23 protein-coding genes are annotated in these 19559 nt (G+C 58.1%); 14 read left to right on the top strand and 9 right to left on the bottom strand.

Annotation, left to right across the window (positions count from 1 at the left end; genetic code table 11):
• Positions 1-213: 213 nt before the first annotated feature.
• Together J2744_RS14610 and J2744_RS14605 are read left to right on the top strand one after the other, a co-directional pair.
• Positions 214-462 carry a hypothetical protein gene (locus tag J2744_RS14610; RefSeq protein ID WP_210113943.1) on the top strand — a complete coding sequence of 83 codons (249 nt, stop codon included), beginning with the start codon at positions 214-216 and terminating at the stop codon, positions 460-462.
• A 223-nt stretch (positions 463-685) separates the two neighbouring features.
• Positions 686-1039 (top strand): hypothetical protein, encoded by a 354-nt coding sequence (locus J2744_RS14605; RefSeq protein WP_210113942.1) that lies wholly within the window; start codon positions 686-688, stop codon positions 1037-1039.
• A gap of 84 nt (positions 1040-1123) precedes the next feature.
• Here J2744_RS14605 and J2744_RS14600 read toward each other — a convergent pair whose 3' ends face one another.
• Complete coding sequence (locus J2744_RS14600; RefSeq protein ID WP_210113941.1) at positions 1124-1819, bottom strand: nucleotidyltransferase family protein; 696 nt, start codon at positions 1817-1819, stop codon at positions 1124-1126.
• Entirely contained in the window at positions 1816-2490 is a 675-nt protein-coding gene (locus J2744_RS14595; RefSeq protein WP_136689351.1) for a helix-turn-helix domain-containing protein, read from the bottom strand. Before J2744_RS14595 ends, J2744_RS14600 begins: the two co-directional genes overlap by 4 nt.
• Positions 2491-2983: 493 nt before the next feature.
• Here J2744_RS14595 and J2744_RS14590 point away from each other — a divergent pair, with 493 nt between their 5' ends.
• The 3 genes from J2744_RS14590 to J2744_RS14580 all read left to right on the top strand — a co-directional run bounded on the left by J2744_RS14590 (position 2984) and on the right by J2744_RS14580 (position 5948).
• Positions 2984-3856 carry a ParA family protein gene (locus tag J2744_RS14590; protein ID WP_128904668.1) on the top strand — a complete coding sequence of 291 codons (873 nt, stop codon included), beginning with the start codon at positions 2984-2986 and terminating at the stop codon, positions 3854-3856.
• The gene (locus tag J2744_RS14585; RefSeq protein ID WP_121513335.1) at positions 3849-4334 is read left to right on the top strand and encodes a hypothetical protein; all 486 of its coding nucleotides are present in this window, start codon (positions 3849-3851) and stop codon (positions 4332-4334) included. The genes J2744_RS14590 and J2744_RS14585 overlap by 8 nt, the downstream gene beginning before the upstream one ends.
• A 381-nt stretch (positions 4335-4715) precedes the next feature.
• On the top strand, positions 4716-5948 hold the full coding sequence (locus J2744_RS14580) for a tyrosine-type recombinase/integrase (RefSeq protein WP_049987695.1): 1233 nt from the start codon (positions 4716-4718) through the stop codon (positions 5946-5948).
• Positions 5949-5981: 33 nt separating this feature from the next.
• Here J2744_RS14580 and J2744_RS14575 read toward each other — a convergent pair whose 3' ends face one another.
• The 3 genes from J2744_RS14575 to J2744_RS14565 are packed head-to-tail and all read right to left on the bottom strand — an operon-like array spanning position 5982 to position 8803.
• Positions 5982-6635 (bottom strand): hypothetical protein, encoded by a 654-nt coding sequence (locus tag J2744_RS14575; protein ID WP_004594625.1) that lies wholly within the window; start codon positions 6633-6635, stop codon positions 5982-5984.
• A gap of 28 nt (positions 6636-6663) precedes the next feature.
• On the bottom strand, positions 6664-8583 hold the full coding sequence (locus tag J2744_RS14570; protein ID WP_004594624.1) for a heavy metal translocating P-type ATPase: 1920 nt from the start codon (positions 8581-8583) through the stop codon (positions 6664-6666).
• A gap of 4 nt (positions 8584-8587) precedes the next feature.
• Positions 8588-8803, bottom strand: a complete 216-nt coding sequence (locus J2744_RS14565; protein ID WP_004594622.1) for a heavy-metal-associated domain-containing protein — start codon at positions 8801-8803, stop codon at positions 8588-8590.
• A gap of 201 nt (positions 8804-9004) precedes the next feature.
• On the opposite strand from J2744_RS14565, the gene J2744_RS14560 reads away from it, so the two are divergent.
• Entirely contained in the window at positions 9005-9529 is a 525-nt protein-coding gene (locus J2744_RS14560; protein ID WP_004048660.1) for an ArsR/SmtB family transcription factor, read from the top strand.
• A 29-nt stretch (positions 9530-9558) separates the two neighbouring features.
• Here J2744_RS14560 and J2744_RS14555 read toward each other — a convergent pair whose 3' ends face one another.
• Positions 9559-11025 (bottom strand): amidohydrolase family protein, encoded by a 1467-nt coding sequence (locus J2744_RS14555; RefSeq protein ID WP_050051507.1) that lies wholly within the window; start codon positions 11023-11025, stop codon positions 9559-9561.
• A gap of 328 nt (positions 11026-11353) precedes the next feature.
• On the opposite strand from J2744_RS14555, the gene J2744_RS14550 reads away from it, so the two are divergent.
• The 8 genes from J2744_RS14550 (at position 11354) to J2744_RS14515 (ending at position 17053) form a co-directional block, all read left to right on the top strand.
• Positions 11354-12742 carry a permease gene (locus J2744_RS14550; protein ID WP_049986199.1) on the top strand — a complete coding sequence of 463 codons (1389 nt, stop codon included), beginning with the start codon at positions 11354-11356 and terminating at the stop codon, positions 12740-12742.
• Positions 12743-12867: 125 nt separating this feature from the next.
• Complete coding sequence (locus J2744_RS14545) at positions 12868-13449, top strand: helix-turn-helix transcriptional regulator (RefSeq protein WP_004048657.1); 582 nt, start codon at positions 12868-12870, stop codon at positions 13447-13449.
• A gap of 33 nt (positions 13450-13482) precedes the next feature.
• Positions 13483-14187: a DUF7546 family protein gene (locus J2744_RS14540; RefSeq protein ID WP_123624180.1), complete on the top strand. Its 705-nt coding sequence runs from the start codon at positions 13483-13485 to the stop codon at positions 14185-14187.
• A 272-nt stretch (positions 14188-14459) separates the two neighbouring features.
• Positions 14460-14777, top strand: a complete 318-nt coding sequence (locus J2744_RS14535; RefSeq protein ID WP_004048656.1) for a hypothetical protein — start codon at positions 14460-14462, stop codon at positions 14775-14777.
• 63 nt (positions 14778-14840) lie between these two features.
• Positions 14841-15188 (top strand): SHOCT domain-containing protein, encoded by a 348-nt coding sequence (locus J2744_RS14530; protein WP_049986201.1) that lies wholly within the window; start codon positions 14841-14843, stop codon positions 15186-15188.
• Between the two features lie 105 nt (positions 15189-15293).
• Positions 15294-15710 carry a DUF302 domain-containing protein gene (locus J2744_RS14525; protein WP_004048654.1) on the top strand — a complete coding sequence of 139 codons (417 nt, stop codon included), beginning with the start codon at positions 15294-15296 and terminating at the stop codon, positions 15708-15710.
• A 6-nt stretch (positions 15711-15716) separates the two neighbouring features.
• Entirely contained in the window at positions 15717-16070 is a 354-nt protein-coding gene (locus tag J2744_RS14520) for an SHOCT domain-containing protein (RefSeq protein WP_049983674.1), read from the top strand.
• Between the two features lie 134 nt (positions 16071-16204).
• Entirely contained in the window at positions 16205-17053 is an 849-nt protein-coding gene (locus J2744_RS14515; RefSeq protein ID WP_227262414.1) for a plastocyanin/azurin family copper-binding protein, read from the top strand.
• Between the two features lie 135 nt (positions 17054-17188).
• On the opposite strand, the gene J2744_RS14510 is transcribed toward J2744_RS14515, so the two are convergent.
• The 3 genes from J2744_RS14510 to J2744_RS14500 are packed head-to-tail and all read right to left on the bottom strand — an operon-like array spanning position 17189 to position 19399.
• Entirely contained in the window at positions 17189-17941 is a 753-nt protein-coding gene (locus J2744_RS14510) for an ABC transporter permease (RefSeq protein WP_049909288.1), read from the bottom strand.
• Positions 17938-18675, bottom strand: a complete 738-nt coding sequence (locus J2744_RS14505) for an ABC transporter permease (RefSeq protein ID WP_094529644.1) — start codon at positions 18673-18675, stop codon at positions 17938-17940. Before J2744_RS14505 ends, J2744_RS14510 begins: the two co-directional genes overlap by 4 nt.
• On the bottom strand, positions 18668-19399 hold the full coding sequence (locus tag J2744_RS14500) for an ABC transporter ATP-binding protein (RefSeq protein ID WP_049909257.1): 732 nt from the start codon (positions 19397-19399) through the stop codon (positions 18668-18670). Before J2744_RS14500 ends, J2744_RS14505 begins: the two co-directional genes overlap by 8 nt.
• Between the last annotated feature and the right edge of the window lie 160 nt (positions 19400-19559).

Raw genomic sequence — 19559 nt, 5'->3', positions numbered from 1 at the left:
AGACGCTCAAAAGATCCACCAGCAACGACCAATCTTACAAGAGACGCTCGCTACCGCTACACAACCGAGGTGTGAGGCTTAACTAAAGACGGATGAGTCATCCACAATGACGGTCGAGTTTAGAGGGGCAGCGAACGTTGTTTTGACGCCGCTCGTATTTCAAAGCCCGACTAAGCGATAGCTTTGTACTAGCGGATAGAATCACGTGAAGTAATGAGTAGAGGTGGAGGTGACCCCGTTGGATTGGTTATTGGGCTTGTCGTCGGAAATTTTGCGTACCTGTTATTCACCCTCATTCTATCGATGATAATCGGTGTTGCCCCGGCAGACATTTTCTCCGGGCCGTTCTCTGGTGCAGCGAATAGTCTCGTGATGGGATGGGTTGCTATCGGTGCGTTGTTGGGTGTGATTGACGTGTTGGCCGTCGTCGGGTTCATATCGTCGCTAACCAGTGGCTGGTAATCTAACCAGGATCTCAAGCGTTCGTGAGGCCCTGTGAGCTACTGCTCCACATCTAACTCCCGCGTTCTCGGGCATCTCACCATCTTCCGTACGGCCACCAGAAGTCAGTGTTGCGAGCATCGTCGATAGCGATCCGCGAGCACTCTAACCCCTTGTCCCTTCGTGGATCTGTCTTCTTCTCGGTAAACCATCGGTGTGAGAAGGATCCGTTCGAGTTTGTCTGATGGAGGTGGTTCTGAAAGTCACGTTACGCCCGCTCCGTTCGTTCACGATGGCACAACCTTCCAAAGCCGAAATACAATCTATGACAAAGGAACCGATTGAGGTACTCGACGACCTGGCCGACCAGGTCGCCGATGAGTTCGAGGCGTATAGACAGCCGGACGAATTCAAGGATGTCTCGCTCGTGATCGAGAACAGCGACGAGGAGCGTCCGACGCTGATCGTCCACGTCGATAGGGAGGATGCGGAGTCCCTTGCCGACCGTATTGATGAGTTCCTCCGCGAGCACGGTGCTCGTACTGAACGGGAACGACACTCAGCTACGGATGTCCGCGTGTTAGCGACGGTCGACTGACACCGCCCCTCCAATTTTTCGACTGACTGCAAGCACCGCTGAAGGGCCCTATCTTCACTTCCGAGCAAGGGGGTCCCGACCGCTTCAGCTCAGGTAGTCAATCTGTGCAGACAGATACTCTTGGAGAGCGGTGACCGTTTCTTCTGAGACAGCTGAGGCCCCGAAGTCACTCCGAAATCCGTGTTTGAGTTCGTCACTCTCCAAGATCTCCAGACCACGCTCAAGTTGCTCCCGGAGCTCATCGTCGTCCCCTCGCCGCAGGTGGGGTGTGACAGCGTTGAGGTCGCTCTCTTCTGCGACCGCCAGGACGTCCCGAAGGTCCGTTTCTCTGCCGCTGTGGAGCTTTGCCGCCACGAGGACGGCCCCATCGATCACTCTGGCTGTCGTCGTCACTGTGCCTCCGCTCACCTCCTGTTGGTGGCTGTGGTCGTACAGGTAGTCGAACGACCACTGTGCCTCCGTCTGGCGACACGCGAGTCCGTTCACCAGGAGATCGAAGCCGATCGGCTGCTGCGGCGTGAGCCGCTTCTCGTACTCGATTACTTCGGTGTCGTAGAACCATTCTTTGGCGTGGCTGTCCGTTTTCTCGAATCCCCGCTGTTCGAGGAACTCGACGAAGTCAGCTTTGGAATCCGGCGCGACGACGATATCGAGGTCCGTGGAGAAGCGAGCATTGAATGCTGAGACAGCGTAGCCGCCAACAAGAACGTACTCGTGGCCCTCTTTGGTGAGCTCCTCGAGCAGTTCGATGAGCGCGTCACTTCGGTTGTTGAAGCTCATGGCTGCGCCCGTTCGGTCTCTCGATACGTGACGCCGAGGTCAAGGTCCTCGTACATCCGGTCGAGCATCGCCAGCGCCGACTGGAACTGGGCGTAGTTCTCGCGCATGTACTCGATCGTCTCTGCTCTCGGTATCACCGGGTACCCTTCGACGTGCTCGATATCGAGTGACGCGCGTGGCTCGAGGACCATTTGTAGCGGTCCGCTAAGCTCGTCTCGGGGCTGTCGTTCGAATGCGGTCGGGAGGTCGAAGGACTCGAAGAACCCCTCCCAGGCGTCGACGTCCTGCTCACGAACAGCCAGGAACAGTGGATAGTCGTTGGGCTCGCGACCGACTTGGTAGCCGCCCTGAGTCCACACGTAGACGGCGTCGATCCGCGTGAACGCGAACGGCCAGTCACCGAATTGTGGGATGACGTATGTTTCCTCGATGGAGGGTGGACTGACGCCAGCGCTGGCAGCGACGAGCTCGAGCGCTGCGTCGCGTACGCGCTCGTCGACTACAGTGAGGCCGTCATCATAGGAAACGTAGCCTGCCTCTTCCAGCCGATTGACGGCCTGTCTCACTGTCTCGTAGGGCGTGTGGAGGTGTTGGGCGACACGGCGGATGGAGTCACCACTCTCGATGGCGAGGATAGTCTGTGCCGCCGTGTCGTCGAGAACCTCATACATCTGGTAGTTACCAATAATCCGGTAACAGCTAAAGGTCTTACTAGAAGACGGGGTAGAACGGCTCTGTCTGAGTTCTATCACTCGGGACTCTCCCATTGAATGACTGAAGAATGTAGATCTCATAGCCAATCTGCATAATGTGGATAATGTAGATAATGTAAATTGGGCTTCTTCAATTGGTTCGTGTGGGTGGCAAAGATTGTGATGAATGCGTATGAAATGCTGATTATCTAAATTATGTAGATTGCGTAGGGTCGACGGTGATTATGCCAATTGAGATTGTGCCAACAATCTACGTAATGTACAAAATGTAGATTGTGTAGATGGCGTACGCAATCTGTCTGGCACAGAATTAAGATGGACGAGCATCATTGACCGCGTATGACCAGTGCAAAACGTACATTATCGACAAAACTCGCGCAACCTTCAACATCTACCCAATGTACATTACCTACAAAATGTACAAAATCCGCTTCTTACGGGGTGCTGAGCTATGAGTGCTGACGAGTTTGAAGGGCTCCCCGGAGCAGCTGTCTCGTTGCTCAAGGGAGGGGTAGGGAAATCCACGATCGCGCTCAACATCGCTGATCGACTCGCTGCTCGTGGCCATGAGACGGTACTATTGGATCTGGATAAGGACGGGCACATGACGACCCAGTTGGGATACGACGATGCGTACGACCGAGATGCGAACCTCGGTGACGCCCTTATCGATGGTGAGGACCCCGAAGACCTGCTTATCGAGACGGACTTCGGCGTTCACCTACTCCCGTCGAGTAACGAGCTCGAGAACGTCGAGACGAGGCTGAAGGACGAACGGTTCGCAGACGTGAAGCTTCGACGGAACGTCGTCGATCCGCTCATTCAAAACGGATACGACTACGTGATAATTGATGCCGCAGGCGGCCGTGGGAAACTCTCCGACAATGCCCTCATCGCCGTCCAGCGCGTCATAATCCCGCTAATCCCGCGTGCTGGCTCGATCAACGGCCTCAATAAGATGATTGAACGCCAGATCTCCCCAATCCGGCAGAATATCGGGTTGGATATCCTCGCAGTCACTCCGAATATGATTCGCGAAACAATGGGACAACGCAACGAGCATCGGACTCTCGTTGAAAATCTCAACCGGGAGTTCGGTTCATTCGTCCCCGAGTACGCTCGTGTGGACCCGGAGATCTTCGATGCCCTCGATGATTCGGAACGCACCATCGATAGTATTCCGAAGCCAGGGATTCGCGAACGGACCGCGATTTCTCGCGCGTTCAAGCAAGGAATGCCGGTCTCGGAGTTCGACGAAGATTGCGACCAGATCCCGAATTTCGATCACTTAGCGGACCTCGTGGAGGAACACAGCCATGCCTAATGAGGACGACCGTTTCGGGGACGTCGCTGAACAGCTCAAACAAACGGAGGAAGGAGCCGAATCGGATGACGACGAACGTACTGACGCCCAGGATGAACCGCAACCGGATGAAGAGATAACTACTGAGGACACAGAGTCGGAGACTGAGTCCATTCCTGAGCAGGATGAGGAGGATGTGGACGAATCCACCGGTGGACCGGCCTTCTCCTTTGATGAGACCGATATGCACGGCTTCTATGTCCGGGAGGACACGTGGGATGGCGTCACCCGGATGCGATCATCGGTAACTGCTGCGTGTTCTATGTTTGATGTTCCCGAGTTTGAGGGAAGAGAGTTTCAAGATGCGTGTCTCCGGGTAATTGCGGACCACGGTGATGAGGTTGCCCTCCAGATCCTCCGGGAGCGTGGTATCGAAGCCGATGAGGAACGTGTTCAGGAAGTTGTTGAGATGCTGAGCGAGCAAGCTACGAACGACTAACATTGGATTTGGCTGATTTTCCTCACCATTCAAATTTTGTGCGCATTGTACATTATGCAGATTGTGTAGCAAGCTATCTGCTTGCAGTCTTGCGATTATTCTCAGAACCGGGTCCGAACGGCGGTCGCGGTTTTAGTATATCGGTATATGGTTTATACCGTTGGTCAAATCCGAATTTCAGGGGATAGAACCCTTCTATCATCGGAAAAATGGTTATGAGATTTCTGTACTCGATGGTCCTGATTACGCCGGTAATCACGACCACTTTGAAGTACCCCGGCGCCGTCGGTGAAGCACGAATGCTGCAACCGCCTCACGACGACGCTTCCCCCAGGGTAGAGGACCCGAGACCGGGGCTGCAGGACGGTGGAGGGCCGGTGAATGCCTGACCGAGCGCTTTCGACGCCGCTCGACGACAGCTTCGAGCGCTACCTCCAAGACAAGGGGAAAGGCCGGGGCGGCGGCGGTGGGAACTATCGACGTAACGCTGCACGCGAGCTCGAACGGTTCGCCGAGTGGGCCGCCGGCGACCGCGGCGCCGACGACTGGACCGGGATCGCCGACGACGTCGGCCGCGAGCCGACCTTCGACGATCTCGACGAACGCGTGTTCCGGGAGTACGCCCGACATCTCGGTGGAGATCGGGGACTCAAGCAGAACACAGTACAAACCTATTACCGCTATATCTCTGCGTGGTGTGGCTGGTGCGTCAACGAGGGATATCTTGAGGCCCACTACGCGCAGCGAGCGAGTGCGATGGCGCCGCTGCCGGAGGACGACGGTCGCAAGCCCGGCGACCAGCAGGCCTGGACGTCCGAACAGCGCCACGCCCTCACCCGTCACGTCGACGAACGGGCCCGCGACGCCGTCGAGGCGTACACGACACTCCCGGAGGATACTGATCCCCTCGACAAGCAGCGAGCACGCTACGCGGCGTTGAAGGCGGCTCGTGACCGGGCGCTGGTGTTTGTCCTCGCGTACACCGCCGTCCGCGTTGGCGAACTCCTCCGCGATCCGAACGACCCGCGCCGGCGCGGCGTCCGCTGGGAGGACCTCTCCGTCGACGACGGGAGTATGGACGTCTACCGGAAGAAACAGCAATGGGATGCCGCGAGCCTTCCCGATCCGGTGATCTCGCCGTTGCGAAGCTATCGCCAGTTGATGGACCCACCAACGGAGCGCTGGCCGGTGTTTCCGACGTTCGACCAACGGACGCTCGCAGGGCTCGTCCGGGAAAACCTCGCCGAACGAGGGGAACGCCCAGAAGCAATCATTGAACGCCGTGCGGAGTACGCTCGCGACCTGCTGCTGGCGCTCGATGTGGACATTCGGCCGCCGTCGATCACGACGGACGGCGCACGGTCGATTCTCCAACGACTCTCGGAGGCCGCGGAGATCGACATCGACCATCCGAAACACGATTATCTTGCTCCGCACGGTGGCCGTCGTGGCATGGGCGAGGTTCTGGTCCGGGCATTCGGATATACTGTGGCGGCCCGATATCTCGATAATTCTGAGGAGATGGTTCGTGAGCGGTACTCGCATATCGAGGCTGGTGAGTTAGGTGATGTCGCTACTGAGGCCCTTGAGGAGATCGATAGTGTACCGCAGTAACTTATTTCGAGTGAGAGGGGTAGACCGTCGCGTTCACACCGCGTCGACGGTGAACAGCGAGTCGTCGCTGAGGACGACCTGTACCCGGCGGTGCCAGGCGTCAGCGAAAGCCTCTCGTTGCTGGTCAGTTGCCGATTCGTCGAGAATCCCTTGGAGGTTCCCGATTGCGGGTCCACCGTCAGGAACGTCGCTGACGTGGTAGGTCACTTCGACGGTCTCGTCCGTGTCGGTTCGCCGGAACCGGAACGTCGGGTCCGCCGTGTCCGGGTCGAACGCGTCGAAGCGCAGGAGGTCGCGGCGGCCGCCATAGCCGCCGGCGAGCCCGCTGAATCCGTCATCGCCGGTCGCGCCAGTCACGTACGAGATGATGCGGCTCATCACGCCGTACGCGGCATCGTCCTGCGGGCCGGCCGTCTGGACCTCGATTTCGCTCCGGACTGGATAGTCGTCGGGATACAGGGCGTCGAGCCCGAGCTGGACGATCCGATAGGCACCCGAGGCTGTCGGACAGGAGTGTCCGGCTTCTTTCACCGCGTCCCGGTAGGTGACGACGAACGGCTCGCCCGGTTCGAGGACGCCGAGGGCCTCCGCGACGGGGTCGCGGATTTCGATCGGGTCGGCGTCGTAGTCGACCTGCCAATTGGTTCTCGTCTGGGTCGTGTCAGTCGCAGTCGAATTCGATGTCATGAGTTGTGGTTGTGATCGTGTCTCGTGGTCAGTAGCGGAGCAGTCGCATCCCGTTGAGGATGACGAGGAGGACGCTGGCCTCGTGGACCAGCATTCCCGACGCGAGGGTGACGTAGCTGGTGAGCACGCCCGCGAGGAGGACGGTCACGGTCAGCACCGCGAGCCCGACGTTCTCGAGGACGTTCCAGCGCGTCGCCTTGCTGAGTTTGACCGCGTACGGGATGCGTTCGAGGTCGTCGGCCATCAACGCCATGTCAGCCGTTTCGATAGCGGTGTCCGTTCCCGCAGCACCCATCGCGATGCCGACATCGGCAGTGGCCAGCGATGGCGCGTCGTTGATGCCGTCGCCGACCATCGCGACGACGTGGCCGTCGGCCTGGTAGCCCTCGATGACGGACTGCTTGTCCTCGGGGAGGAGTTCGGCACGGTACTCGTCGATACCGACCTCCTCGGCAACGGCAGCGGCCGTCCGCTCGTTGTCGCCGGTGAGCATCACCGTCTCGATGCCAGCGTCTTGGAGCGCCGCGACGACCCCAGGAGCGGCCTCCCGGAGCTCGTCCCGCATCGCAATCGCGCCGATGATGTCCCCGTCCCGAACGACGTGGACGACTGTCTCGCCGCGCCCCTCACGCTCGCGGACGTAGTCGGCGACCCGATCGGGGACATCGACGTCGCGGTCGTCCAGCAGCGCGCGGTTGCCGACGACGACTTCCTGGCCATCGGCATGGGCGATGACGCCCTTGCCGGCGACCACGTCGAAGTCGTCGGGATCGGGGACCGACCTGCGCCCCACGTCCGTATCGTCCGCTTGGGCGACCGTCGCTCCACCGTCCGTCGCAGCCGTCTGGCGTTCGCGGGCCATGTCGACGATGGCGTCCGCGAGGTGGTGTTCGCTCTTCTTCTCGGCGGTCGCTGCGAGCGAGAGGACGTCGGCGGCGGCGACGCCGAACCCCTCGATACCGGAGACGGTGGTCTCGCCCTTCGTGAGCGTCCCCGTCTTGTCGAAGGCGACGAGATCGATCTTGCCGGCGCGTTCGAGGTGTTCGCCGCCCTTCATCAGCACGCCCGACCGGGCGGCGTTACCGATGGCCGAGACGATGCTGACCGGTGGCCCGATGACCAGCGCGCCCGGACAGCCGATGACCAGCAGCGTCAGCGACAGGATCGCGTTCTGCGTGACCGCGTACGCGCCGATAGCCAGGGCAATGACGGCCGGCGTGTAGTACTTCGCGAACCGGTCGATGAGACTCTCCGTGGGCGACTGAGCCTCCTGGGCCTCCTCGACGCGACGGATGATCCGTTCGAGAGTCGTATCCGATCCCGCTCCCGTCGTCCGGATTTCTAGCGCGCCCTCCTGGTTGACCGTCCCGGCGTACACCTCGTCGCTGTCGGCCTTGTGGACGGGCGCGCTCTCGCCGGTGACCGGCGCCTGGTTGACTGCGCTCTCGCCGTCGACGACGGTTCCGTCGACCGGGATCTTCCCGCCCGGCTTTACGACGACGACTTCGCCCTCTTCGACATCGCGGGCGGAGACCTTTTGGAGTGTCCCGTCGCGACGGACGGTCGCCGTGTCGGGCGTCATCTCCAGTAGCTCCTGAAGTGCCGTCCGGGTCTTCCGCATCGTCCGGCCTTCGAGGTAGCTGCCAAGGCTGAACAGGAAGACGACGGCGGCGGCTTCCCAGTACTCCCCGATGACGATAGCACCGATGGCGGCCAGCGTCACCAGCGTCTTGATGCCGAGCGTCCGGTTGGTGACCTCGTGGTAAGCGGTCTTGGCGATGTCGTAGCCACCCACGACTGTCGCGAGGACGAGGATGGCGGCGCTTGCCATCTCGAAACTCGTGAGGTAGCCGAGACTCCAGCCACCGCCGTACAGCAGGCCGCTTGTCGCCGTGACGATGGCCTTCCGGTGGTTCCGGTAGTACTGCGTGATCGATTGTTTGTTCATAGTGTTAGGCGGGCTGGGGAGTGTACCCCTGGTTTTCGATGGTCTCTGCGAAGGCGTCGGGGTCAGCGACGCTGTCGTCGTACTCGATCTCGACGCGGCCGGTCGCGTAGTGGACTTCGACGTGCTGGACGCCGTCGACGTTCGACAGGGCGCGTTCGACGGTACTCGCGCAGGTCGGGCAGTCGAAGTCGAGGACGCGGAATTGGGTTGTGTCGCTCATTACAGTTTGAGATAGTGCCCGTACCTCAATAAGTATTTTTTATATGATATGTTTGAATTCGGATACGAGTCGTTGGAACAGTCAAACGGGTCGTCTAGGGCTTTCGCTATCGCGGGTCCATCCTGTACTGGATACCTCGACAGACACCTACCCGACTCCTGCCCCGCTACCTTTTCCCGCGTGCTCGCGCTCAGTCCTCGTATGAGTGATTCCGATACCGACCACCGTCTCGACGACATCGCGGTGCGAGACACTCGGATTTCGGACGCCATCGACGAGCCGATGCGGGCGATGGTCCTCGACATTCTGTCCGAGGAAGCCCTAACTGCGACCGAGGTCCACGAACGCCTCGACGATCGCGGCATCGACCGGACGGAGAACACGGTCCGCCATCACATCAACGAGCTCCGGGATGCGGGCCTCGTCGACGTCGTTCGCTTCGAGGAGGGGCGTGGTGGGACGACGAAGTACTACCACGCGAACACGATCGTCCTCTCGTACTCACTACCAGATTCGGCCGACGCCGCCGTCGAGGAGATGATCGACGCTGCCCAGCCCCAGATCACGGACGCGCTCACTACGCTCACCGACGAGTACGACGACGCTATTGAGGAGATCGTCGAGGATATGCAGCCCTGCGAGCACTGCCAGACCCAGAAGTACGAGACGTACGTTCTTCTGACCGTCCTGCGACGTGCGTTCGTTCGCGCCCACAGAAATTCCTGAGGGGGAACCACCCCTACGCTGGCAGGGTCTTAGAAGGAGAACCGATCACGCGCGGATTGCATCGCGAGGCGAGTCAGGAGTCGCGCAGGGCCACGCTTTGGGAGGTCCCGTACAGTCTCGATGCTGGTCGGCGGTTCACTACCACCAATGTCTAACTCCCAGCCTGTCTCGTCCATGAAGCGTTCGACAGCCTGATTTACTCGCTGTCGCACGTCGTCCGAGTCCATTGTCTCGGGCACACCATTCCGGAGGACGACGTCGCCGTCAACGATCACTGTCTCGACGTCGGCCGGCACCGCGTTGTTCACGACCTGTGCAGGAATATTGGTCCGTGGCGTGAACTTCGGTTTGTCGACGTCGAGGAGGATAATATCCGCGCGCTTTCCCGCTTCAATACTGCCGATCTCGTCGCCCATCCCCAGCGCGCGTGCGCCTTCAATAGTGAGCATTCGTATCAGTTCCATCGAGTCGAACTGCCCGGCTGAACGCTTGAGATTTGCCGCCAGCCGAGCTTGCCGCGCTTCACCGAACATGCTGTACGAGTCGTGCCAGTAGTGGTCGTCAATCCCTACTCCGACGTCGACGCCGGCGGCTCGAAGCTCGGGAACGGGCGTCCACTGCGTCTCCCCGTCCGGATTCCAGTAACAGAAGACGGACGGGCAGTGCGCAACAGCCGCGTCCGCCTCGGCGGTTCGCTGGATGTCCTCTTCGTCGGCGAGGCGGAAGTGAGCAGCGACCAGTCGGTCGTCCAGGAGTCCAACGTCGTCGAGCAATCCCACCGAGTCCTCGCCACCGTTCGCTCGTGCCATCGTGTTACTCTCCTCGAGTTCGAGCAAGTGCGTGTGGACGAGCAGGTCCGGGTACTCTGCGGCGAGGGACGCGGTCCGTTCCCACAGCTGCCTGGTACACGACCAGTCGTCGTGCGGGCAGATCGTCGCCCTGATTCGGCCCTCGTACGTGTCGTGGTACGTTTCGACGAACTCGCGAGCACGGGAGAACTGCTGATCGACTGGTTGGTCCCAGAAGAGGTCCGAGATCGCCGGGCCGAAAAATCCGCGGAGCCCTGCTTCCCCGAACGCCTCTGCACCTGCGGCAGGCCGTGCGTCCATCGAGTTCACGGTCGTGACACCGCCCAAGAGGAAATTGAGCGCTGCGAGCTCGACGCCTGCCTCGACGAGGTACTCGAATTCGCCGTTCCCTAATCTGTTAAACAAGGCCGTCCCACTCCCAAGCATCTCCGTCAGCTCGAGTTCGCTAAACGCACCGATGAGCGGTGTCATCTCCAAGTGCGTGTGGGCGTTCACCAACCCCGGCATCACCAGTTTCCCGTTCCCGTCGATAACGGTGGACGCTTCTAATTCTCCGTCTCCTGCACGTGATGGTCGGACTTCTTCGATACAGCCATCGGTGATGCATACTGTGCCGCGCTCGTACAGGCGGTTCCGCTCGTCGGCTGTGAGAACGAGTGCATCATGGATTGCCAGATCGACAGCCATCGTAAATTAGGAAGTGGATGTGACAGTTACCGTACTGGACAACCGAGCAGGCCGGCGAAGGCTGTTCTTCCAGGTGGTGTTCCCCTCATTTGGGATATCATCGGTCTCTACTGGTCCCATTAGCCTCTAATACGTCGGCGTGATTTAATCAGATTCCCCTTTTGAATCTGAAGTCGGATTCCGTGGAGCTTGTGGAGGTTTGCAATGTTTTCCCCTCTTTACGATAGATCATCTATGGCCGACGGTTACGATGCCATAGTACTGATACCCTCATAGGCAGTATATTCTAATCAAAACCGCAATAGATGATCCCTACAATGATACACCTATGCAGGCGACGATAATCGACGGAGTTCTTGAATCCCTTCGTATCGGTGTCGGATTTCTCTGGACGGCGGCGTGGGCGATCATCATGGGCCTCACGATTACGAGTCTGGTCCAGGTCTACGTCTCGAAGGAGCGGATGGCACAGGTGCTGGGTGAGGGCGATCTAACTGGACTTACCAAGGCGACTGTGTTCGGAGCAGCAAGCAGTGGCTGTAGCTTCGGCGCCGTCGCCATCGGGAAGGGCCTGTTCAAGAAGGGGGCGCACGCGGTGAACTTCCTCGCGTTCATGTTCGCGTCGACGAACCTCATCGTCGAACTAGGGCTGATGATTCTCATCCTGCTTGGCTGGGAGTTCCTCGTCGCGGAACTGCTCGGCGGCCTGATTCTCATCGCCGTCATGGCCGCCATCGTCCACCTTACGCTTCCCGAAAACCTGTTTAACGAAGTCCGCGAGAAGCTCAACGAGCGCGACCGCCAGGCGGGCGTCACGGAAGATCCCACCTGCGGGATGGAGGGGAAAGACGAGTACACGCTCACGACCGACGGCGGTGAGACGCTCAAATTCTGCTCGGAGGGCTGTATGGAGACCTATCGCCAGGAGACGTCGAGTAGCGGCGGGTGGCGTGACGAGTTGCTGTCGTGGGGTGGCTGGTACAAGGTCGGGAATCAGTACCGCAAGGAGTGGTCGATGATCTGGAAAGACATCGTCGCCGGCTTCCTTATTTCTGGGTTCGTCATCGTCTTCGTCCCGCAGTGGGTGTGGAACACGCTGTTCATTCAGGGCGACGGCCTGCTCGTGACTGCCGAGAACGCCGTCATGGGCGTCATCATCGCCGTCCTCAGTTTCGTCGGCAGTATGGGCAACGTCCCGTTCGCCGTCGCGCTGTGGGGCGGTGGCGTCAGCTTCGCCGGGATCATCGCGTTCGTCTACGCCGACCTCATCACCGTGCCCGTGCTGAACGTCTACCGGAAGTACTACGGCTGGAAGATCATGCTGTACATCCTTGGCGTCTTCTTCGTGACGATGGCGTTCACTGGCTTCCTCATGGAGTTGCTGTTCGACGCCCTCGGCATCGTACCAGATCTGGCCGGTGGCGAGACGGCGACCGAACAGACGTACTTCGAGCTCAACTACACGTTCTACCTCAATATTATCGCCTTCGCGCTCTCCGGGTTCCTCCTGTATGTCTACCGACGTGGAATCGGCGCACCAGGTCAGTATCGTGATCCGGTGTGTGGCATGCGGACCGACGATGAGGGGCCGAGTGCGTCCAATGATGGGATGACGTACTATTTTTGCTCGAAGACCTGTAAGCGGGCATTCGAGGAAGAGCCCACGGAATTTGCTGATCAAAGCCCGCAGATAACAAACCACGATCACGATCACTGATAGATGTACTGTGGTTCATCCGCTGTGAAGCACTTCATCATCGCACCTTCAATCCGCAATTGTCACACCTGTCGCGCCAAAATTGATTGTATGAGCAGTCAGATATCGAAACAAGGGGATGTCATATGAACCAACGTCCAGCGGATACCGTCGTTGGTGTGCTCCTTGGGTTCGTCCTCTTGGCTGGCGGACTACTCAGTTGGCGGGCCTATCAACAGCGTCGCGCTATCGAGCAGTCGATGGGGCCGATGATGGACTCGTCTATGGGGGCGATTCACGGTCCAGATCCTCTCTGGTACGTGGTTGGAACCCTTCTGGTCGCAGGCAGTATCGGTGGCATCTATTACGTGGTTCGAGGGAATCTCATCGATTCGACAACCGACTCAGCGGATCACATCGACCCCGATCAGGTATCGGAGGCAACGCCTACATCGATAGACGATGACGCCTCGCCGGCGACGCCTATCAATCCTGAATCGGATCCGCAAGCGCGCGTTCTCGATCTCTTACCGGATGATGAACGACGCGTCCTTGAACCCGTCCTGAACTCGCCTGGAATCACGCAGATCGAACTTCGGGATCGATCTGAGTTCTCAAAGAGTAAAGTGAGCCAGACCGTGAGTTCACTCGAGGAGCGCGGGCTGCTGTATCGGGAACGACAGGGTCGAACCTACCGCGTGTATCCGAGTGATGACCTGCAGAACTAACAGACGTAGAAATTCATACTAACACTACCCATCATGTCACAAGCAACACTCGAAACTGATCGCATTAGCCGGGTTCTCAAGTCAAGCACGTGGCTCAATCTCCTCCTCGCCGCACAGTTGATCGCCGGGTTGGTGTACGCATATTTCACAGGAGATATGGGGAGCCGGTGGACCCATTTCGTCCTTCCATTTATTTGGTTCACCGCCTCAGTCTGGGTGATCTGGCACACTCGACCTGTAACGAAACGTCGAGTGTATCGTATTGGTGCCGCACTTGTCGTTGCTCTATATCTCATCGTGATGTTTTATTTTTCAGGATTACTTGGACCGAGCACCTCTCATTTCGGGCAGCTCACTGGACCAAGCGGCTTCGGAATAACGTGGGGTCGATCTTTGGGATGGAGTCCGGTCTTCGTCTATACAGGTGACCTGATCACGGTCTCGCTCATTCCTTACCAAGCGGTTGGCCTGTTCGCGCTGGCGTATCTCGTCTATGATGCATTGCTTGATTTCTCGCAGTCGGCAGTCGGAGGAATAGTCGGGATTGTGGCGTGCCCTGCCTGCGTTAGCCCGTTGTTTGCCGTACTACTTGCAGGCGGACTGAGTGGTTCTTCAACGATGTTATTGCTTGGTGCGTATGGCTACGAAATTGCGACCGTTCTGTTCCTCATGACAATTGGAATCCTCTACCATCGTCAGGCACTCACGAGGCAGTATCACCAGTTCCGAGGGAACTGATCCATCTCGTTCGTGGTCAGCAATACCCGAGCCTCCCTCGCCGCCTGAACCGTGGTTATTGTCTGGATCGCCGCAATGAGGTGAACAGTCTCGACGGATCCCCTTTGCTCTCACCATTCCTCTGATCCTTTCGAATTCGGCAGGTATGAACGATCCCGTCAGTAGAAAACGTTTAGATGGCGTTATAGACGTTCTTGAACGCTCTCCTGTTTGAGTTCACTCCCACGAAGATAACTCCGAACCCACCGTATGACTACTTGAGGCGAAAAACAATGACCAACCGAAACCTCGGACGATGGCTGCTCGTGGTGCTCGCGATTGTCGGACTCGCGTTTGCCGCCCCGGTAGTTAGCGCACACGGTGACGAACCGATCCAGGGGAACGAGACGGCAGCTGAAGGGACGCCAGCCGATGGTAGTGCAGCAGACTGGGCGGCCTGGATGGAAGGTCACATGACCGACTACATGGGCCCGAATGCCGTTGACGAGATGGAAGCGCACATGGGCGTGACCGTCGACGAGATGGCCCAAGATATGGCGGACGACAATCACACCGCGACGGGGATGAACGGACAGGGGTACGGCTGCTAACGATCCCTGTTCGGATCCTCGTCTGACACGATAGATATTCGACTTACTGACTCAACGATCACAATGACACACTACACCAACACTCTCGGGCGGACGACTCGTCGAATCGCAATACTAGCGGTTCCGCTGTTGATTGTAGCAACGGGCACCGCAGCGGCTCACGGTGGTGGAGGCTACGGCGGCGGTATGATGGGTAGCGGCGGTTGGGGGGTCTTCAGCGGTGGAATGGGCCTCTGGAGCTTCCTTTGGATGGGGCTCCTAATCGTCGTCCCGCTCTATCTCGTCTACTCACTCCTCAACAGAGATTCTGAGAGGAGTGATAGTCGGCCGCTTTCGGTTCTTCGTGAGCGTTACGCTCGCGGTGAACTCTCCGATGAAGAGTTCGAACGTCGACGAAAGCAACTCGAGTAGTGCCCATGACCGAAATAGAAGGAGCATCGTCGAGAAAAAATTCTCGTCTGCCAGTTGGGGCGACGGGACCGAACGCTTAAGTGCGTAAACAGGATACAGTATTACATGAGTTACACAATACAAACCAAGATTGATGGAGAGTTCGACGATGTCGTCGACGCAACGAATGCCGCGCTCAAAGACGAGGGATTCGGTGTTCTCTGTGACATCGACATTCAGGCGACGCTCAAGGAGAAACTCGGTGAGGAGTTCCGCCAGTATCGCATCCTCGGTGCGTGCAATCCTCCGCTGGCATACGAAGGGTTGAGTGTAGAAACTGAACTCGGTGCGCTCTTGCCCTGTAACGTCATCGTCTACGAGAACGATGACGGCGTCATCGTGGTGAGTGCGGTCGACCCGGAACAGTTAGTCGGGATCGCTGATAACGACGCGCTTGACTCCGTCGCGACCGAGGTCAGCGAACGATTCGACCGCGTACTGGCAGCCGTAACTGACGAGTTCGGATCCGCATCGGAGGCCTGATCTCTGATGGCATCATCGGATCAACTGGATACGACGACGATACTGCTCATCGTCCTCGGAGCGTTCATCCTCCTTCCCTTGCTCACAATGGGTATGGGGTTCGGTGGGATGATGGGATACGGAGGAATGATGGGCCAGTACGGTACCACAGGTGGTTGGTGGCCCCTCATCGGGATGCTCGTCCCGGTCATCTTCCTCCTTGCGCTTCTGGGCGGTGGATATCTCATCTTCCGGCGGATGAGCGAGACACAGACGTCTCATAATCCCGCGATGGAAGAGTTACGTCTGGCGTACGCTCGTGGCGATCTCACGGACGAAGAGTTCGAAGCCCGACGAGAAAAGCTCGAACAATCAGAGTGACCACTACCCAAACCGCGTTTCACCCGTTTGAACACCTGCGGATCGACTCGAGGGTATCGAAACCAACCGTTCGGCAGCATCGTTCCGTTACATCGAAATGGTGTGCTCGATTCAGCATATGGTTATGAGTAGTAATGGGAACAAACGACAAGTTCGGAGTGAGTCACGTCCGAAGTCTTCGCACCAGTATCGCGCGTAGCTACCCACCGAAGAATGATCCAGACAACATGACACATCACAGCCGACGTCAATTCTTAGGCATTGTCGGTGCCAGCGCAGTCGCCAGCACCGGCTTTGCTCAGTCAGCGAACGCACAGGAGACGCCCATCGTGGAGATGGGAAACAATTACTTCGACCCAATCGGCCTACGTGTTGATCCCGGGACAACCGTTCAATTTGAACTCGCAGCGGGGGCACATTCCGCTACGGCGTACGCAGATCGTATTCCGGAGGGCGCTTCCGCCTTCGATAGTGGGACGATCTCAGACGGGAGCTTCGAATATACGTTCGAAACGCCAGGGACGTATGATTACTACTGCATCCCGCACAAGTCGATTGGGATGGTCGGACGGATCGTAGTTGGCAGTCCTGGCGGACCGGCAGAGGAGGATTCAATCCCGGATGGAGAGGTCCCATCGAGTGAGGCGATTGTTGACCAGGGTACAGTCGCCTACGGCTCAAGCAGCGATGGAAGCGGGAATACTGGTGGTGGAATGATGGGACGAGGTGGTTCTGGAATGATGAGTGGCCGCAACGGAGGTGGAGTTGGAGGGCTACCAGCTGTTGGTGGCGTACTCGGAATGCTGGGCGTTCTCGGTGGCGGGCTCTACTGGCTTGGAAACCAAAAATCTCCTCAATCGACTACCGACGACTCAGCCAGAAAAACGCTCCAGAACCGCTATGCCAGGGGCGAAATTGACGAGGAGGAGTATAGACGTCGCCGTGAGCGATTAGATGCTACTGATGAGGACATCTCCAACTGATTGCCACCGTGAGAGGGTGAACTCACCGGGGTCAAGTGATTCGGGGATTAGAGAATACCGCCCTCACCGATACCTTTGATTTCAGAACGATCCCGTGACCTGTTTTGTTCCATTTATGACTGATTTCTCTTGTGATCAACTCGCCTGTGTGGCTCGGTAGTAAACACCAATTGCGAGCACGGCTACGAGGAGAAGATATCCAGTAGCCCACACCAACGAGAGAGCCGTATCTACGTCGGTTGTGAGTCCGGTATCGACCATTACACGGACTGGCCAATAGCCCGGAAAGAGTTTCATCCACCAATCAGGTTCAGATTGAATAAACAGCGGATCCTGAAACAGTCCGATATCGAGCATCGGGAGAATCAGCATCAGCCACATCCCGGCTAGGCGGTTGAAGACGGCCCCGACGAGCATCCCGATGAGACCATACGTGACCGAGACGACGAGCATCGCTGCGACGAACCACCAGAGATACTCGGGCTGGAAATCGACGAGCATCACACCAACTGAGACACCGGTGACGATGAGAGTAATTGCTGCGAGAACCCCAAACCGGGCAGCGATTACCTGCCATGCACGATAGCCAGCGACTGCCAGACGACCGTCCGTGTCTTTGGCTTCTCGCATCAGGAACAACCCGGCGAGTCCGGCGATGAGAGCACTCGTAATCGGCGTCATGATCACGCCGTGGACCTCAGGCATCCCCCGCATGACCGTCGCCGTCTCACCGTCGACGAGCGTCCGAACCGGCATCTCGACGTCCTGGGTGACTGCGAACGCCAACGTGATGAACGAGACCGGTAGGACGACCAGTAGAGCGACGAGGACGTAGTTACGCGCCTGTTCTTTGATGCCGATCGAGAACGCCGTTGTCGTACGGTTCATGCGGACCACCCACCACTGGTGCGCATCGTCACTCCGAACACTACGGTGACGAGCACGAGCAAGACGAGCAGGTATCCGGCAACGAAGCCGAGGTCGCCCGTCGTATATGTACCTTGGAACATCGCCTCCTGAAGGAGTTCCTTCGGATGATAGAGCGGGAAGTATTCCACGAACTCAGGAATGTCAGCAGCCAGCGGGCTGTCGCCACTGAGGAACGCGTCCATCATCGCGAGGAACACCACGACGAGCGAGCCTTCGAACAGTCGCGGAAGGAGTGCACCGACGAGCGCGCCAAGAAACGCATAGACGAGGCCGGCGAGGACGAGGAATACGAACGTCAGGACAGGGGCTTCCGGTGAAATCGTCAGCCAGAGCACGCCGTAGTTCACGGCAGCCACGACGACCGTGACCCCTCCGAGCGTCGCTAATCGAGTCGCAAGCAGTGTTCGGGGTGGATAGCCTGTCTGAACGAGTCGTCGATCGGCTGCACGCGCACTAATCATCTGGGCGAGTCCCATCAGGCCGGCGATGATGGCGACACCGAATATCGCTCCGAGGAGGCGACCCAGATCGATCGGAATCGCCTCAACTGTCGGCATAGTTGGCAACCCCGCCATCGCTTGTCCCCAGCCTTCGATAACGACAACCGGAAGGAGGAGTGCTAAGACGACATTCAGGGGGGTCCTGAGGAAGGTGGAGACGTTCGTCCGGATCCCCGTTTGAATTCTATTCATCGGCCTTTCTCCTCCGTTCACCGGTCGTCGCTTCGGTCTCACTTTCCCGCTCAGTCACGTCGTAGACGTGTCCATCACGAACCTCGTAGATACGGTCGAGACGGCTCTGCTCCTCGATCAAGTGTGAAATCATTACGACAGCTGTTCCGTCGGCAGCAAGTTCGTCGGCGAGGTCCCAGAAGATGAGATATGTCTCCCAGTCGAACCCGGTGTAGGGCTCGTCTAGCATGAGGACGTCCGGATCATGCATTAGGGCGATACTGAGATTGATTTTTTGTCGGTTTCCACCGCTGAGTTGGTCGATTCGATAGTCAAGGTACTGCTCGAAATCGAGTTTCGATGCGAATCGGCGTTTGGCCTCGTCGATTTCTTCGGCGGTCATTCCGTATCCGGAACCGAACAGGCGGAACGTCTCTGTGACCGTCAGGCGGTCGTAAAGCAGTGGTTCTTGTGGACACCAGCCAACCGTCCCTGTTCGTTCAACTGCTCCGGAATCCTGCTTGAGGACGCCGACGAGGATGTTCATAAGCGTGGATTTCCCCGAACCGTTCCCCCCGACGATTCCGACGATTTCTCCTGCTCGGATTTCCAGATTGGCACCGGTGAGGACGGGAACCGATCGTGTAAATGGGAGGTTTGACCCGTACGTTTTTTCAATCTCATCAGCACGGACGAGTACCTCGCTGGTGGTAGCCTCTGTCGTGGAGGTTGTGGGCGCTTCCATAGATGAATACACACGCTCCTCATTTACTGCGATTACTGTTTCAAATCTAAACTATCAGTAGCAACCCCGTGAATAATCAGAGATTGCATACAGAGCTGACGCTGGACTCAACGTGTTAGATACCTCTTGATTTTCTGAATACTGTCTCCTATAAGCTGTT

The sequence above is a fragment of the Halorubrum trapanicum genome (genome assembly GCF_017873555.1).
Lineage (GTDB): Archaea > Halobacteriota > Halobacteria > Halobacteriales > Haloferacaceae > Halorubrum > Halorubrum trapanicum.
This window is presented reverse-complemented; position numbering and strand designations above follow the sequence as displayed.

Excerpts from the sequence above, each read along its gene's own strand:
- J2744_RS14600 (WP_210113941.1), bottom strand. The coding sequence starts at position 1,819 with ATGAGCTTCAACAACCGAAGTGACGCGCTCATCGAACTGCTCGAGGAG.
- J2744_RS14575 (WP_004594625.1), bottom strand. The coding sequence starts at position 6,635 with ATGACATCGAATTCGACTGCGACTGACACGACCCAGACGAGAACCAAT.
- J2744_RS14570 (WP_004594624.1), bottom strand. The coding sequence starts at position 8,583 with ATGAACAAACAATCGATCACGCAGTACTACCGGAACCACCGGAAGGCC.
- J2744_RS14585 (WP_121513335.1), top strand. The coding sequence starts at position 3,849 with ATGCCTAATGAGGACGACCGTTTCGGGGACGTCGCTGAACAGCTCAAA.
- J2744_RS14580 (WP_049987695.1), top strand. The coding sequence starts at position 4,716 with ATGCCTGACCGAGCGCTTTCGACGCCGCTCGACGACAGCTTCGAGCGC.
- J2744_RS14535 (WP_004048656.1), top strand. The coding sequence starts at position 14,460 with ATGACCAACCGAAACCTCGGACGATGGCTGCTCGTGGTGCTCGCGATT.
- J2744_RS14500 (WP_049909257.1), bottom strand. The coding sequence starts at position 19,399 with ATGGAAGCGCCCACAACCTCCACGACAGAGGCTACCACCAGCGAGGTA.
- J2744_RS14605 (WP_210113942.1), top strand. The coding sequence starts at position 686 with ATGGAGGTGGTTCTGAAAGTCACGTTACGCCCGCTCCGTTCGTTCACG.
- J2744_RS14595 (WP_136689351.1), bottom strand. The coding sequence starts at position 2,490 with ATGTATGAGGTTCTCGACGACACGGCGGCACAGACTATCCTCGCCATC.
- J2744_RS14555 (WP_050051507.1), bottom strand. The coding sequence starts at position 11,025 with ATGGCTGTCGATCTGGCAATCCATGATGCACTCGTTCTCACAGCCGAC.
- J2744_RS14560 (WP_004048660.1), top strand. The coding sequence starts at position 9,005 with ATGAGTGATTCCGATACCGACCACCGTCTCGACGACATCGCGGTGCGA.
- J2744_RS14505 (WP_094529644.1), bottom strand. The coding sequence starts at position 18,675 with ATGAATAGAATTCAAACGGGGATCCGGACGAACGTCTCCACCTTCCTC.
- J2744_RS14520 (WP_049983674.1), top strand. The coding sequence starts at position 15,717 with ATGGCATCATCGGATCAACTGGATACGACGACGATACTGCTCATCGTC.
- J2744_RS14540 (WP_123624180.1), top strand. The coding sequence starts at position 13,483 with ATGTCACAAGCAACACTCGAAACTGATCGCATTAGCCGGGTTCTCAAG.
- J2744_RS14590 (WP_128904668.1), top strand. The coding sequence starts at position 2,984 with ATGAGTGCTGACGAGTTTGAAGGGCTCCCCGGAGCAGCTGTCTCGTTG.
- J2744_RS14515 (WP_227262414.1), top strand. The coding sequence starts at position 16,205 with ATGGGAACAAACGACAAGTTCGGAGTGAGTCACGTCCGAAGTCTTCGC.
- J2744_RS14510 (WP_049909288.1), bottom strand. The coding sequence starts at position 17,941 with ATGAACCGTACGACAACGGCGTTCTCGATCGGCATCAAAGAACAGGCG.
- J2744_RS14530 (WP_049986201.1), top strand. The coding sequence starts at position 14,841 with ATGACACACTACACCAACACTCTCGGGCGGACGACTCGTCGAATCGCA.
- J2744_RS14545 (WP_004048657.1), top strand. The coding sequence starts at position 12,868 with ATGAACCAACGTCCAGCGGATACCGTCGTTGGTGTGCTCCTTGGGTTC.
- J2744_RS14565 (WP_004594622.1), bottom strand. The coding sequence starts at position 8,803 with ATGAGCGACACAACCCAATTCCGCGTCCTCGACTTCGACTGCCCGACC.
- J2744_RS14610 (WP_210113943.1), top strand. The coding sequence starts at position 214 with ATGAGTAGAGGTGGAGGTGACCCCGTTGGATTGGTTATTGGGCTTGTC.
- J2744_RS14525 (WP_004048654.1), top strand. The coding sequence starts at position 15,294 with ATGAGTTACACAATACAAACCAAGATTGATGGAGAGTTCGACGATGTC.
- J2744_RS14550 (WP_049986199.1), top strand. The coding sequence starts at position 11,354 with ATGCAGGCGACGATAATCGACGGAGTTCTTGAATCCCTTCGTATCGGT.